10 protein-coding genes and 3 pseudogenes are annotated in these 14827 nt (G+C 65.1%); 11 read left to right on the top strand and 2 right to left on the bottom strand.

Features of this window, described 5'->3' with window-relative positions:
• Positions 1-204: 204 nt before the first annotated feature.
• The 4 genes and pseudogenes from LDL49_RS54930 to LDL49_RS54915 all read left to right on the top strand — a co-directional run.
• Positions 205-582: pseudogene (locus LDL49_RS54930) on the top strand (IS5 family transposase); the annotation flags it as partial.
• Between the two features lie 136 nt (positions 583-718).
• Complete coding sequence (locus LDL49_RS54925; RefSeq protein WP_225302921.1) at positions 719-1954, top strand: tyrosine-type recombinase/integrase; 1236 nt, start codon at positions 719-721, stop codon at positions 1952-1954.
• The gene (locus LDL49_RS54920) at positions 1938-2864 is read left to right on the top strand and encodes a tyrosine-type recombinase/integrase (RefSeq protein ID WP_225302920.1); all 927 of its coding nucleotides are present in this window, start codon (positions 1938-1940) and stop codon (positions 2862-2864) included. Before LDL49_RS54925 ends, LDL49_RS54920 begins: the two co-directional genes overlap by 17 nt.
• Positions 2861-3847 (top strand): tyrosine-type recombinase/integrase, encoded by a 987-nt coding sequence (locus LDL49_RS54915; protein ID WP_225302919.1) that lies wholly within the window; start codon positions 2861-2863, stop codon positions 3845-3847. The genes LDL49_RS54920 and LDL49_RS54915 overlap by 4 nt, the downstream gene beginning before the upstream one ends.
• A 21-nt stretch (positions 3848-3868) precedes the next feature.
• On the opposite strand, the gene LDL49_RS54910 is transcribed toward LDL49_RS54915, so the two are convergent.
• Together LDL49_RS54910 and LDL49_RS54905 are read right to left on the bottom strand one after the other, a co-directional pair.
• The gene (locus LDL49_RS54910) at positions 3869-4081 is read right to left on the bottom strand and encodes a hypothetical protein (RefSeq protein ID WP_225302918.1); all 213 of its coding nucleotides are present in this window, start codon (positions 4079-4081) and stop codon (positions 3869-3871) included.
• 226 nt (positions 4082-4307) lie between these two features.
• Entirely contained in the window at positions 4308-4775 is a 468-nt protein-coding gene (locus LDL49_RS54905; protein WP_225302917.1) for a recombinase family protein, read from the bottom strand.
• Positions 4776-5167: 392 nt separating this feature from the next.
• On the opposite strand from LDL49_RS54905, the gene lanL reads away from it, so the two are divergent.
• From lanL to LDL49_RS54875, 7 genes and pseudogenes are all read left to right on the top strand, one after another.
• Entirely contained in the window at positions 5168-7900 is a 2733-nt protein-coding gene (gene lanL / locus LDL49_RS54900) for a class IV lanthionine synthetase LanL (RefSeq protein ID WP_225302916.1), read from the top strand.
• Between the two features lie 5 nt (positions 7901-7905).
• Positions 7906-9711, top strand: a complete 1806-nt coding sequence (locus LDL49_RS54895) for an alpha/beta hydrolase family protein (protein ID WP_225302922.1) — start codon at positions 7906-7908, stop codon at positions 9709-9711.
• A 216-nt stretch (positions 9712-9927) separates the two neighbouring features.
• Complete coding sequence (locus LDL49_RS58055; protein WP_263656730.1) at positions 9928-10056, top strand: hypothetical protein; 129 nt, start codon at positions 9928-9930, stop codon at positions 10054-10056.
• A gap of 467 nt (positions 10057-10523) precedes the next feature.
• On the top strand, positions 10524-12230 hold the full coding sequence (locus tag LDL49_RS54890; RefSeq protein ID WP_225302915.1) for an ABC transporter ATP-binding protein: 1707 nt from the start codon (positions 10524-10526) through the stop codon (positions 12228-12230).
• A gap of 32 nt (positions 12231-12262) precedes the next feature.
• Positions 12263-13936, top strand: a complete 1674-nt coding sequence (locus LDL49_RS59010; RefSeq protein WP_225302914.1) for an ATP-binding cassette domain-containing protein — start codon at positions 12263-12265, stop codon at positions 13934-13936.
• 286 nt (positions 13937-14222) lie between these two features.
• Positions 14223-14551, top strand: a pseudogene (locus tag LDL49_RS54880) (transposase); the annotation flags it as partial.
• 68 nt (positions 14552-14619) lie between these two features.
• Positions 14620-14827, top strand: a pseudogene (locus tag LDL49_RS54875) (ISAzo13 family transposase); the annotation flags it as partial.

Genomic DNA, 14827 nt, shown 5'->3' with positions numbered 1-14827 from the left:
ACCCTCACGGCCTTGTAGTGATCAGCAGCGACTCAGCACCGCACATGATCACTCAAGGCCGTCTCGTTGTCCGCGAAACGATCAAAGCTCCGCTCAGCGCAACAATCCGGACGATAAAGAACAAGCTAAGTGCGTGTTTGAGAAGATCGTTCATGTTCGGCGTGGCGGCGTGACGATGGGTGCCGGTGGCGTCAGGGTGGCCGGATGCCCTCAGATCGTTACCCCTCGGATCTGACCGATGCGCAATGGGAGCTGATCGAACCGTTACTGCCCGAGCCGAGCAGCGGTGGACGTCCGGAGAAGCATCCGCGCAGAGAGATCGTCAACGCGATCCTGTACGTGGTGCGCTCGGGCTGTCCATGGCGGTACCTACCCACTGACCTGCCGCCCTGGCAGACGGTGTACTGGTACTTCCAGCAGTGGGAACAGGCCGGCGTCACCGAGACGCTGCTCACCCAGCTGCGCATTAAGGTTCGCCGCCAGGCCGGCCGCGACGATGAGCCGTCGGCGGGCATCATCGACTCGCAAAGCGTCAAGGGCGCCGACACCGTCGGCCGCGACAGTCGTGGCTACGACGCCGGCAATTATCTGGGGTTGGATGTTATGCCGGGCCGGATGGATCAGTGCTGGTTGATGGTGGTGCGGCTGGTGGATTGACGTCATAACGCCGGAGCTTCACCGTCTCCTTCATCGAGGGGTTGTCGATGGAGGTGAGTACATGGTCAAGGCTGCGACGGACGGCCGCTACCCGGTCAGGGTTTCTGGGCCGTTGGCTGGGCTGGTGCACGAGTTTCGGCTGGAGCTGATCCATCAGGGGTTCACGCTGCGGACCGCTCAGGGGCACGCGTATGTACTGACGCATCTGAGCCGCTGGCTGGAGGAGGAGGGCGTGGCTCCCGCTGAGCTGGGTGCCGAGCGGATCGCCGCGTTTGTCGCGGCGCGGCGAGCTGGCGGCTGTCGACGGTGGCGGACGGTTGGCTCGCTGCGGCCGATGCTGGGCTATCTGCGCGGACTTGGGCTGGTCCCGGCCGAAGAGCCGCGCGCCCTGGGTCCGGTCGATGCGGTGCTGGAGAGGTATCGCCGCTGGCTGGAGCGTGAGCGTCGGCTCGGCGAGCAGACGGCGGACCTGCGTCTGCACTGGGCCGCCAAGTTCTTGATCGCCCAGGTCGAAGGCGGACGGCTGGAACTGAACCGGATCGCTCCGCAAGCGGTGACGGCGTTCGTGCTGGAGATGTCGCAGCACTACGCGACCAGCTCGATGAAGCCGTTGACCTCGGGTCTGCGGTCGCTGCTGCGGTTCTTGTTCGCGGCAGGCGACATCGACCGTGACCTGTCGCCGGTGGTGCCGTCGGTTGCCGGCTGGCAGCTGAGCGGGATTCCGGTCGGCGCGGATGACGAGGCAGTCACCACCCTGCTTGCCTCGTGCGACCGGTCCACGGCGATCGGGCGGCGGGACTTCGCGGTCCTACTGCTGATGGCCAGGCTGGGGCTGCGAGCGGTGGAGGTCGCGAGGCTGCGCCTGGACGACATCGACTGGCGCGGCGGCGAGCTGACGGTTCGGGGCAAAGGCGGCCGCATCGACCGGATGCCGCTTCCGTCCGACGTCGGCGGCGCCCTGGCCGACTGGCTGCGCAACGGCCGGCGGCCATCGACGTTGCGGGAGGTGTTCACCCGCACGATCGGCCCGGACGCACCGATGAAACGGCAGTCGATCGTGACGGTGCCGCGCCACGCCTCGTTACGGGCTGGCATCGCGATGGTGGGCGCCCATCGACTGCGGCACCGCGTCGCCTGCCGAGTGCTGGCCGACGGCGGGTCACTGGCCGAGGTCGCCGAGTTGCTGCGGCACAACGACCACGCAAGCTCGGCAATCTACGCGAAGGTCGACCTGACCGCGCTTGCCGCGGTCGTGCGGCCCTGGCCGATGGCGGTCGGCGATGACGACACTGCGTGAGGCCGTTGACCGCTACCTGGCGATTCGCCGGAGCCTGGGCTACAAACTCAAGGTCGAGGGCCGGATGCTTGGTCAGTTCGCCGCCTTCTGTGACACCCGCGGGCTGGACCACGTCACCGTTGCCGCGGCAGTGGAGTGGGCCACCACCCCGGCGGGGGCGGATACGTCCTGGTGGGCGGCGCGGTTGACCGTCATTCGCGAGTTCGCCCGGTTCCAAGCCGCCTTCGACGCCCATACCGAAGTCCCGCCGACAGCCCTGCTCCCACGCACGGCGGACCGCTGCGAGCCCCACCTGTATTCACCGGCGGAGATCACCGCGATGCTGCAAGCGGCCCGGAGGTTCAAAAACCCGCTGCGCGCCGCCACCATAGAGGCGTTCGTCGGTCTGATGGCCGCCACCGGCATCCGAACCGGCGAGGCGATGGGCCTGGACCGCGGTGATGTGGACCTGGACAGCCTCATCCTGCTGATCCGGGGCACCAAGTTCGGCAAATCCCGCCTGGTCCCGCTGCACTCCAGCACCGCCGAGCACCTCGCCGCCTACCAGGCGCGGCGCGACGAACTATGTCCGCATCCATCCACCGCGGCGTTCTTCGTCTCCTGCGCCGGCACCCGCCTGAACCACACCAGCGCCAGCACGGCCTTCGCCCGTGTGCTGAAGACCGCGGCGATCACCGCCCCTGCCGGGACGGCCAAGCCGCGGCTCTACGACCTCAGGCACACCTTCGCGGTGACCACCATGGCGAACTGGTACGCCACCGGAGCAGACGTCGCCCACCTGCTGCCCGCTCTGTCGACCTACCTCGGACACATCAGTCCCACGACCACGTACTGGTATCTGCACGCCTGCCCGCAGTTGATGACCGAAGCCGCCAAGCGCCTGGAAGCCTCCTGGGAGGAACCATCATGACCAGCCTGGCCCCGATCATGCAGGGATACTTCACCGAACGGCTCACCGACCGCCGCGCCAGCCAACACACCGTCGCCGCCTACCGCGACACCTTCCGCCTGCTGCTGCACTACGCCCAAGCCGAACTCGGCCGACCGCCCGCAGCCCTGGACCTGACCGACATCGACGTCCACCTCATCAGTGCTTTCCTGGACCACCTCGAGACCGACCGGAACAACAGCATCGCCACCAGCAACGCCCGGCTGGCCGCGATCCACTCCCTGTTCGGCCACGCGGCGCTACGCTGCCCCGAGCACGCCCTGCTCATCCAACGCGTCCTGGCCATCCCCTGCAAACGCCGTGAGTCCACCGACGTGTGCTTCCTGACCCGCGCCGAGACCGACGCGTTACTCGCGGTTCCCGACCAGTCCACTCCGCTGGGCCGCCGCGATCACCTGCTGCTGCTCGTCGCCATGCAGACCGGGCTGCGCGTCTCCGAAATCACCTCGCTGACCTGCGCCGACGCCGAACTCGGAGTGGGCGCCTACCTGCGCTGCACCGGCAAGGGCCGCAAACAGCGCGCCACCCCGCTCACCCGGCCCACCGCCCGCCTGCTCCAACGCTGGATCACCAACCGTCACGCCGCACCGGCCGACCCGCTGTTCCCCAACCGCACCGGCGGACGCCTCAGCCGCGACGCCGTCGCCGACCTGCTCGCCAAGTACGTCCCCGTCGCGGCCCGCACCTGTCCGACCCTCACATCCAAGAACGTCACGCCGCACACCTTGCGCCACACCGCGGCGATGGCGCTGCTGCACGCCGGCGTCGACACCTCCACCATCGCGCTCTGGCTCGGCCACGCCAGCATCAAGGCGACCGACGTCTACCTGCACGCCGACCTGGCCACCAAGGAGAAAGCCTTGGCCCGAACCGCGCCTCCCAGTGTCGGCACCCGGCGCTACCGCCCCGGCGACAGCCTCCTCGCCTTCCTGGAGAACCTGTAGTTATCACCGGCAACCACGCTGTCAGACCATCGCTGGCCAGCCCTGATCCACCCGGCCCGGCATAACATCCAACCCCAGATAATTGCCCGCATCGTAACCGCGATCAGCCTTGGCGACCGTCTCGGCGGCCTTGACCGACTGGCTGTCGACGATGATGGTCACCGGCCGGGCGCAGCGTCCGGCGCGCTGCTGTTCACCGCCTGGGTCGAGCGGGTCTACCACCAGCGCAAGCATTCCGAGACGGGCCAGGCGCCGCTGGAGCGCTGGATGGCCGGGGCGCCGTGTCCCACGCCGGCGCCGGTTCAGTTGGCCGAGGCGTTCAAGGGGAGCGAGTTCCGCCAGGTCACCAAGACGGCCACGGTCCGGCTGTTCTCCAACTCTTACTGCGTCGACCCGAGCTTGGTGGGGGTGCCGTTAACCAACGTGACGCCAGCCGCCAAATAGGCCCTGAGCTGCCGAATCAGGTTCCCGCTTCCATCTCGATGCGCGCCGTTGGTGGTTCGATGGCAGGGCGGCCTGTCGCGAGTTGGGGAACGTACTTGTAAATCGTGGAGCGGCTGACGCCAAGCAGGCCGGGCGATGGAGAGACGGTGCTCTCCGGCCGGGTGAGCAGGTCGCGGGCGTGCCGGATCTGCTCGGCGGTCATCGCTGGCGGGCGTCCCAAGAGCTGCCCGCGGGCGCGGGCGGCGGCCAGGCCCTCGTGAGTGCCTTCCACGATGAGTTCGCGGATGAACTCCGCCAGCGCGGCGAACACGTGGAAGACGAGCCGCCCGCCGACGGTGACGGTGTCGAGCGCCTCTTTGAGCGACCGGAAGCCGATGACACGCTTGCGCAGGCCGGCGACGATGGCGATGAGGTCCTGGAGAGATCGGCAAGCCGGTCCGATCGACAGGTGATCAGCGCCGAGCGCCGTCCACGTCCGCTCCACGCTCGTACAACCAAGTCCACACCGACAGGCCAGATGTTCGGACTAACGTCTTGGGAGCTGGTGTCTTCTCAGCGAATCGTCTGATCGGAGGGCTCGCCGGTGATCTGGCCGAACGGTGAATGTAGTAGCGGTCACGCCTCCATCTTGCCGAGACGTGGCAGGAATACTGTGACATTTGGCTGCCTATGCACTTTGACATCATAGTATTCCACGATACAAATGCCATGTCGGAAGTGATCTGCTGAAGCCTCAATTGCCCCGTTCCGATCATGTCTCTCAAGGGAAGGGCCGCCAAGATTCATCGGTCTCGAGAAACGGCGACGTCATCGCGTTCCGCTATTGATTCCAAGATCATTGTGCGCAATGAAATGTTCAGCGTTGTGGGAGTGAGCATGGGCGAACAGAACGTTTCTACTGAAGTTATCGACTATTCTTACGTCGACGATTTTGTGCGGGTGCGCAATGAAGTGGTGCCCTTGCATGGCTGGGTACACAGTCCCGAATCGATGTGGTGTTATGTCCGCCCACCCGGGGTGCTGACCCAGGCCCAGGGCTGGAAGATCCATGTCTCCGCGACGCCAAGATCCGCCGTCGCGGTACTGGACGCCGTTTCCCGGGTGCTGCTGGAACGAGGAGTCGCCTTTAAGTTCGCGAAAGGGCTCGCACAGCTGCGTATGCTGTTGTCCGTACGGTGCGACCGGGGTGCAGGAGGGAAGTTCATAACCGTCTACCCCAACGGTGACGAGGAGTTCATCCAGTTGCTCGAAGAATTGCACAGGGCAACTGAGGGGAATGAAGGTCCTGCAATTCTTTCGGATCGACGCTACCGAGCTGGCAGCCTGGTACATTACCGCTATGGCGGATTTTCCGGGGGCCAGCAGGTGCTCGATTCAGACGGTTCGTATGTGCCGATGCTAGTCTCGCCTAGCGGCGGCTGGACTCCCGATTCCCGTAAGGCATGGTACTCGCCCCCGGATTGGGCGCCCGCGCCGATTGCTGAAGCCGTGTCCGAACGGCGGGAATCCCAACGGGGCAAGTCCCAGGTCAAACTGGATGACCGGTTTGTGGTATACGAGGCCATTCGGCATTCCAACCGTGGCGGCGTCTATCGGGCAATCGACGAGCAGACCGGCGAGAAGGTAGTGGTCAAAGAGGCGAGGCCATTCGTCGCAGCTGAAATGGACGGCACCGACGCCAGAGACTTCCTGCGTAACGAGTATGACGTGCTGCGTACCCTGGAGCCATTGCGCGTGGCGGTACGCCCGATTGCCCTATTCGATTACCAGGATCACGTCTTCCTGGCCGAGGAACACATCGACGGCGTCACCTTACGGGCTTGGGTCGAGAGTGTGATGAAGCCGCTGCCTGGCCGCGCCATGCCACTCGAGCGCGTGCTACCCGTTGCGAAGCAACTAGTCACACTGATGACGACGGTGCATGACAAGGGGTTCGTCTTCCGCGACTTCACGCCAAATAACATCATGGTCACGCCCAACGAAGATCTTGTGATCATCGACACTGAGTTCGTCGCAGTGCCGGGCCAGCAGGTGACCAGGGTGATGACGATGTCCTATGTCGCGCCCGAGGAACTCAGCGGCCCTATCCGGTATCCCGCGCCCTCTCCCACTGCCGACCTTTACAGCCTCGGCGCATCATTGTTCTACCTCGTTACCGGGACTCATGCGCTTCTGCCCCTGGATGAGCCTGGCGAGGGCATATCGCGTCGCCACCAAGAGCGGATTGAGTTCCTAGTCGATGCTGTGTCCAGTCACAGCCCCACTCTGGCGGCGTTTGCGCCCATCGTGCTGGGCCTGACCTGCGAGGATCCCGCCAGGCGGCTGCCGCTGCATCGCGTTCAGGAGATGTTGGAGACGCTCTCCGCGCCAGCTGATCGGCGCCATCCCAACCGGCTCTCCGCCGAGAAACAGCAGCGCCTGCTCGACGACGGTATTGCACACCTGGCCGAAGCCATGACACCGGAGTTGGCCGACACCCTATGGCCGACCAGCCCGCTCGACGGGCGGCTGTTTGATCCACTCAGTCTGCAGGCAGGCGCTGCTGGCCCAGTCGAACTGCTCCGACGTACGGTCGTGGCGACCGGCGACGACGGCGCAGGGCAAGCCCTTGAGACCGCCGTGCGGTGGTTGAACCGGCGGCTGGCGAACGACCCGAGGGTATTGCCGGGGCTGTACTTCGGCCGGGCCGGAACCTACTGGGCGTTGTACGAGGCCGCGCGGCACCTGGGCGATGAGAAGCTGGCGGAACGCACTCTGCGGCGAGTCAAGACGATGCCGGTGAAGTGGAAAAATCCAGACATCACCCACGGGGTCGCCGGTGGCGGCCTCGCGCAATTGCACCTGTGGCGGCGGACCGGTGACGACGAGCTGCGGCAACGCGTGCTGATGTGCGTCGACTCGGTTTTGGCTGCTCGTGCGGAGGGGGAAGTCACCTGGCCGATGCCTGAGGATTCCGCCCACAACGCCGGCGGCCTCATCCACTATGGGTTCGCGCACGGAGTCGCCGGGATCTCCGCCTTCCTCCTTGCAGTTGGGCGTGAGCTGGATCGACCGGATCTGTTGGACATCGCGTCCCATGGCGGGGATCTTCTTGTCTCGGTCGCGACCCGGGTTGGCGACGCCGCGTACTGGCCGACAGCACAGAAGGAAGCCGAGGGTTCTGCCCGGTTCGATGGGGTCTGCTGGTGGTGTAGTGGCGGGCCAGGCATCGGCACCTTCCTGGTCCGGTTGTGGCGGGCGACTGGAGAGCCGCGTTTTCTCGATGCGGCGCACCAGGCTGCGGTCGCCACCAGGATGGAGAAATGGTTGCTGTCGGCCAGCCATTGCCACGGCCTGGCCGGCAACGGCGAGTTCCTGCTGGACATGGCTGCGGCCACTGGCGACGGCCTGTACCGGGAGTGGGCCGAGGAGTATGCGCTGGCGCTGTACCGGCTCACCAGCTTGCGCGGTGACAGGTTGGTCTTGCTGGATGACAGCAACACCGCGGTGAGCTACAGCTACAACGTCGGCATGAGCGGCCCGCTTGGATTTCTGCACAGGCTTCGGTATGGCGGGCCGCGCTGGTGGATGGTTGATGACTTCGACTTGACGGTAGGAGCCGGCCAGTGACCGTCATGGCGACTCAGCCCGCCCTGTGGCCGACGCTCGTCTCGCTGCGCTCACGGCTCACATTCCGGTACTCCGCCACCGGCAGGACGGCCGCAGCTCTGTTCACAGATGGACATGGGACGTTGCTATGCGAGTTTTGGCGCCTGCACGGTGCCTCGCCGGACTGTCATCAATTGGGCCGATTCGAGTTGCGTGCGAGCAATGCCGACGTAGCGACCATGCCGACCGACGCGGTGCCATTTGACGACGGCACAGTCCTGTTCGTGTCGCCGACGGGACTGGTTGTGCTGCGACCGGACGGACAGCGACAAGAGTCCGGGCCGCTTCCGTTCCGGCCCGAGGTGGTTGCGCCTGCCCCCGATGGCACGCATCGAGCGTTGTTCATCGGGCGTGAAGGTGCCCGGGACGGCGATTGTTTGGTGTGGTGGTGGCACGGGCTGGAGGAGCAGGCACACCACATTGGAACATTGCCACCGCTGCTACTGCGCGGAGGTGGCTGGCTGGACCGCCAGAGCACCCGCTACGTAGTCAACCGTATAGCCGGCTCGCGCACGCGCCCGGCGATCTACGACCTTCGCCGTGATGAGCTCAACGATCTCCCGATCGGTACGGGCAGCGAAGGTGACCTGGCGTGGTTGACCGCGCCGTTGGCTGGCGAAGTGCTGTTCACCAGCGAATTCACCGGTGAGCACCGGGTGGGGCTACTGCGTCCGGGCCATGACGCCCGGATGCTAACCGCTCCTGAACGGCTGGCCGGATCGGTGACGCCGATGGCGATGCGCCCGCAAGGCGGGGCGGTGGCTTTGCACCTGCAGGACGGGCTACGGGACCGTGTGTCGGTCCTCGATACGAACACCGACACGCTGCTCCCACTCACCACCCCACCTGACCATGCGTTCGGCGCCATGGGATGGGGCGAGCGGTTGTGGTCCTTCGCAGTAGGGTGCGGATTTCCTGGGCGGTTGATCGGGCCTGAGGCGAACGGTTGGGTCGAAGTCCACGACGGGACCGACGCTGGACGGTATAGCGGGTGGGCACCGAGTAGCCTGGAAATGTTCCCCGGTGCGGAATCCGAGATTGAGGCCATCGTGTGTGGCCATCAGGACTGGCGCTCCGCCCCCCTGCTTGTGGTGGCCCTGCACGGCGGGCCCGCCAGTCGCTGGTCGCTGAAATTCTCGCAGTTGTTTCAGTTATTCACCGACGAGGGCGTGACTGTCATCGCACCGAACCCGCGTGGGAGCACGGGGTACGGTGATAAGTTTCACGAGTTTATCGTCGGCGCGTGGGGTGGCCCCGACCTGGCTGATGTCCTGGCGCTGGTCGCCCACATCTATAAGCAGCGCGGCGGCGCGCCCCTCGCGGTCTACGGCTCCAGCTACGGCGCCTTCCTGGCATTGCTGGCTGCTTCCGCGCAACCGGAATTCTTCTCGCGGGTACTGGCCGTCGCGCCGTTCATGTCCGTGGCCAGCCTTTATCAGGAGGCGGATGCCGAAGTGAGAGCGATGATCGATCGTCTCGACGGGCGGCGCGAGATCACAGACGAGCGAGGTAGCCGTGATGTCCTGAACTGGATAGAGAACTCCAGCGCCCGCCTGCTGTTCTTCCATGGCAGCGAAGACAGGACGATACCGGTGACCCAGTCGCGTCGACTCGCGGAACGCCTCGCCAGGCTCGGCCGAAAGCCGAATGCTGACTACAAGTACGTCGAGGTCGGTGGCGCCGGTCACGCACCACTCGACGGTTCGGCGGAACTTCACCATGCTGCGGCGCGGTTCGTCGCCAACGGGGACCTACCCGCCGCCGACCGATGACCGACAAGCCACGAAAGGAGGTGAAATTATGTCGATTAACGTGGAATTTCTACAGGAGCTGGATTCCCGGGAGGAGATAGGCCTAGAGGGCTGTCCGATTCTGGGCAGCTGCTGCGGCCCGTTCCTGCCGCCGATCCCCCCCACGTGGCAGACCTGCTTCGGGTGCACCTTCACCAGCTGATACCCCACATGTCTGACTGGCCTAGGAGGTAGATCATGGCGATTTCCATCGGACTGCTGCAAGAGCTGGACGAGACGATCACGGACGTCTGGGCTGTCGCCGACGTAACTTGCTGCACCTGGACGGTGCCGACGACCTGCCTCGGGGCGACCTTCGCGGTGTAACCCTCTTTCGGTTGAGGGGCCCATATCTCGAGGAGGTGAATCACCATGTCCATTGCTGTCGAACATCTGCAGGAATTCGCTTCGACAGAGGAACTCGCGATGCTTGCGGACGACTGCTGCTGGAACTCCTTTACCGGTGGAAACTGTCCCATCTTCGATACCAGCGGGTTCACGACCTGTCACAGCTGCACCAACACCGGGTGAGCATGTTCCAGCTCGTACCGACGCGGGAATGAAGGGGGGTGAATTGTGGTAACAGGCATCGATGTGCTGCAGGAACTACCCGAACTTAACGCGGTACCGGCAGCGTACGGTTGCTGCGGCTTTGCGAGTTTGTTGACATGCCCAGGCGTCACCTTCGACTAGCCGAATGAGTGAAACCGGGAAAGTTATGACCGCCCCGCTGGAAATATGGCGGGGCGGTCGGCATTCGCGATGGGAAATCCTGGCACGTGAAGGGGGCAGGCATGGCACAGCCGGTCAGTCGGCTGCTGTTCCAAGTTCTGCGGCGGAACTTGCCCACGAGCGCGGTGTACCTCCTGGTCTCGATTATGGACGCCCTGACCGGGATGCTCATCCCTGCGACGCTGGCCGTTGTCGTCGATGCGGCACTGGGACAGATGTCCTCGGCCGCTCCCCTGGTCTTGATGGGAGTCATGCTCGCACTGGCCACCGTAACCGAAGCCATGCGGGAGCTGCTCGGAGTACGGACCTCGACCAAGGCGACCGCTGGCCTGCGGCACAGACTCGCGTACCACCTGGTACGTCTCGACGGCCGGGGCCGGACCAGGTTCACCACCGGAGACCTCCTGACTCGCCTGTTGGAGGGGGCAGCGGAAACCGCACGGTTGGTGCCCGTCGCGGTGAGCGCCCTGGTGACCATGCTGACCTCGATGGGCGGGATCATCGCGTTGTTCCTGATCGACCCCGCGGTCGGTCTTGTCTTCGTCGTCGGAGCGCCAATGGTGTGGTTGCTGGCCAAGAATTTCCTTCGCCGTAGCACCGAGTTGACGATGGACTACCAGAGGGCACAAGGAAAACTGGCCAGTCGGCTGGTTAATGCGCTCAGTGGCATCCGGACGATCCGAGCCGCAGGCACAACCAACCAGGAGATCAGCCGGGTCCTCGTTCCACTGTCAGAGCTACACGCCCACGGTCTGCGATTCTGGCTCGCCCAGCGTGACATGGGCTGGCAGCTGTCCCTGATGGCGCCGGTCATTCAGGTAAGTGCGCTCGCAATGGCGGGGTACGACGTGTCTGTCGGCTCGGTCAGCCCTGGTGGCCTGCTCGCGGTCAGTGGTTACCTCGGATTCGCGATGGGAGTCTTCCGCCAAGCGGCGATGCTGGCCCAGTTCGGCCGGGTGCGCGGCGCCGCCCAGCGGCTTCACGAGGTCCTACAGGAGCCGGTGACGTCGGCTGGAGCCGCCCGTTTTCCACAGGACGGTGGTGGCGCCATCACCGTGCGCGGAGTACGGGTGGTGGAAGAGGGTCGACCCGTGCTGGACTCGATCGACTTGGATATCCCCGCCGGATCCGTAGTGGCCCTGGTGGGCGACTCCGGGGCGGGAAAGTCGGCATTGGCCTCAGTCGTAGGCGGGTTGCGGGCACCAGACCAAGGCCGAGTGCTGATCGACGGGGTCGATCTCGCGGACGCCGATTCGACCGAGGTGCGCCGAATAGTCGCGTATGCGTTCGACAGACCTGCCCTCCTTGGGGACACGGTACGCGATGCCGTCGGCTACGGAGACCTGCCGGTGACGCCCACAGCGATCAAATCCGCGCTTCGGGACAGCGACTCCGGTGCCTTCGTGGCCAGGCTGCCAGAACGGGAGCTGACGCCGGTCCGCGAGCTGCGCCTGTCCGGCGGTGAGCTGCAGCGTCTAGGACTTGCCCGCGCGTTCTGCCGTGATGCGAAGGTGCTGATTCTGGACGATGCTCTATCAAGCCTGGACACAGCCACAGAGGTCCGGATCACGCAGGCGCTCGACCGACACCGCGGTACCCGGCTGATCATCACGCATCGAATGTCCACCGCAGCCAGGGCCGATCATGTGGTCTGGCTACGGAATGGCCAGGTAGCCGTGACGGGCACTCACCGGAAGCTGCTTGCATTGCCCGGTTACCGCGCAATGTTCGGACAGCAGGCAGACGACACGCTGGCGGTGACGATGTGACTCGGCATCGTGGCTGGCCGTTGATCCTTCCAGTGCTCGCCGCGGAGCGCCGTTCCCTGGTTGTGCTGTGCGGCTGGTCGGTACTCGAGATCGTGCCGATACTCACATCCGGGCAGCTCGTCGCCCTGGCTGTCGACCATGGTTTCTTGGCCGGACAGTTGGACCTCGGCCTGCTCGTGCTGGCTTGTTACGGGTGTGCCCTGCTGCTCGGCGCGGTAGGTGCCCGGCAGACGATGCGGCCGCTGGCGGTGTTGGTGGAATCGGTGCGCGACCGGCTCGTCTATTCTGTGGTCGCAGGTACCCTGCACAACGCTGTGCGGGTGAGCACCGACGCGGATACCGGCGCCGTAAGCCGAATGACTAGGCAGACCGAAGGTGTTCGGCAGACCGTCGCCGTTTTGTTGCTGGTCGTACGCACCATCGCGTTCTCGATAGCCGCAGTGCTTATTGGCCTAACGACCTTAGCGCCTCTCCTCGCCTGGGTTACCGGGGCCGCACTCGCATTCGCTCTGATGCTTCTCGCCCTGCTGTCGCGGGTACTGCGGCGGCGCTACCTTGCGTCGATGCTGGCGGAAGAACGGTTCTCCGAAGAATCCAGCCAAGTGCTGGCCGGTTTGCGTGACGTTGCCGCATGCGGAGCTTACGAAACGGCCACGAGTCAGATAGGTGTGGCCGCTGATAGGCAGGCGGCCACTGCCATGGCAACGGCGAGAACAGGAGCCGGGCGAATCATGATCATCGCTCTTGGAGCCCGCCTGCCTCTATTGTTCGCGCTGGCCGCCGCACCATGGCTGGTGTCTTCGGGTGCGGTCACGCCTGGCGAAATCCTCGGCGCCGCGACCTACCTTGTCGCCGGCTTGGAGCCGGCACTGCGCTCAATCGTCGGCACCATAGGTAACCTCGGCCTTCAACTTGGCGTGTCGCTCGACCGGCTCGCGGCCGCCGCCAATGTACCTCCGGAAGCCCAGGCCCTGTCACGCACCGCCTCCACCTTCGACATCGAGCTGACCTCGGTGGCGTTCGCCTACGGGCCGCACTCCGAACCGATCGTAGAAGGGCTGGACTTGCAGGTCGAACACGGGGAACACCTCGCCATCGTGGGCCCGAGCGGCATTGGCAAATCAACGGTTGCGGCACTCCTCGCCGGCTTGGAAACCCCTCAGAAGGGGGTGGCACAGATGGGCGGCGTGCCGCTTACCGAGCTATGCCCGCAGTGGCTGCGCCGCACGGTCGCGCTGGTCCCCCAGGAGTCCTACGTCTTCTGTGGGACCGTACGCGACAACCTCCGCTACCTGGCGCCTGCGGCTACAGACGGCCAACTCGACGCAGCGGTCGACCAACTCGGGCTCAGAGAGCTGGTCGGCCAGCTTGGCGGCTACGATGCCGAGATCGAGCATATAGATTCGTTGTCTCAGGGGGAGCGCCAGCTGATCACGCTCGCTCGCGTCTTCCTGTCCGGCGCCGAAGTGGTCATCCTCGATGAAGCCACCTGCCACCTCGATTCCCGAGCAGAAGCCGTCGTGGAGCGAGCGTTCGCCAGGCGTAGCGGCACCCTGATCGTGATCGCCCACAGGATCAGCTCAGCAGCCCGTGCTCGCCGGATCTTGGTGCTGGACGGTATCGATGCCAGAATCGGTAGCCACGAGACCTTGCTGGGCAGCTCAGCACTGTACGCAGATCTTGCGGGGCTGTGGACTGCCCCGTAAATCGATTGCGTCGTGAGGGTTCAATACTCGGTTCATAGTCGTGGCCTGCGGTGATGCACTGGCTTCCTTTACGGATCGGCCGGCTCAACGAACACTAGGATCGCCCCCATGGCGGGCGACCAGCCGGGACAGCAGTACACGGCGTTGCGTGGTGGCCGAGGCCGGCCGATCGCGCCACTCGTAGTAGCCCGAGCGGGACACCTTCAGCCAGGCGCACGGGCCCTGCCCCCGATGTGTGGACACCTTGAGTACCGGATGATGGAAATCCGGAGACAAGGAGTTCCACGTGGCGATGAAGTCGTATCCGCCGGAGTTCAAGGCGGACGCCGTCGCGTTGTATCTGTCCGACCCGGGACGGACGCTGGCCTCGGTGGCCGAGGACCTGGGGATCAGCCGGGAGACGCTGCGTAACTGGGTGCGTCAGGCGCAGGCCGACGGCAGCGCCGGCGCGAAGGAGCGGGGCCCGGCGAGGAAGCCAGTGCGGGGCCCGCTATCGTCCGACGACGTGCTGGAAGAGGAGAACAAGCAGCTCAAGGCCCGGATCCGGGAGCTGGAGATGGAGCGCGACATCCTGCGCCGGGCGGCAAAATATTTCGCGGGAGAGACGAACTGGTGAGGATCCGTAAAACAATTACTGTTAGTTTCAGTGCGGCTGCGGTGAGTGCTGTGCTAAATGGCCTTCCATGGCGATATCTGAGACGGGCCTGGCGGTCCTGGATGTGAAGTTCGCAGCCGTGCTGCCGCATCTGGACGAGCGGCAGCGCCGCTTGTATCTGGCTGCTGAGGCCGATGCGCTCGGGCATGGCGGGATCGTGGTGGTGGCCAGGCTGGCAGAGGTGTCGGAGTCGACCATCGCGCGGGGACGTCTCGAGCTCGCTGGTGGTGCACCGG

Origin of the sequence: Nonomuraea aurantiaca, from assembly GCF_020215705.1 — a bacterium.
Classification (GTDB): domain Bacteria; phylum Actinomycetota; class Actinomycetes; order Streptosporangiales; family Streptosporangiaceae; genus Nonomuraea; species Nonomuraea aurantiaca.
Note: the sequence above shows the minus strand (reverse complement) of the source record. Positions and strands in the feature narration are given on the sequence as shown.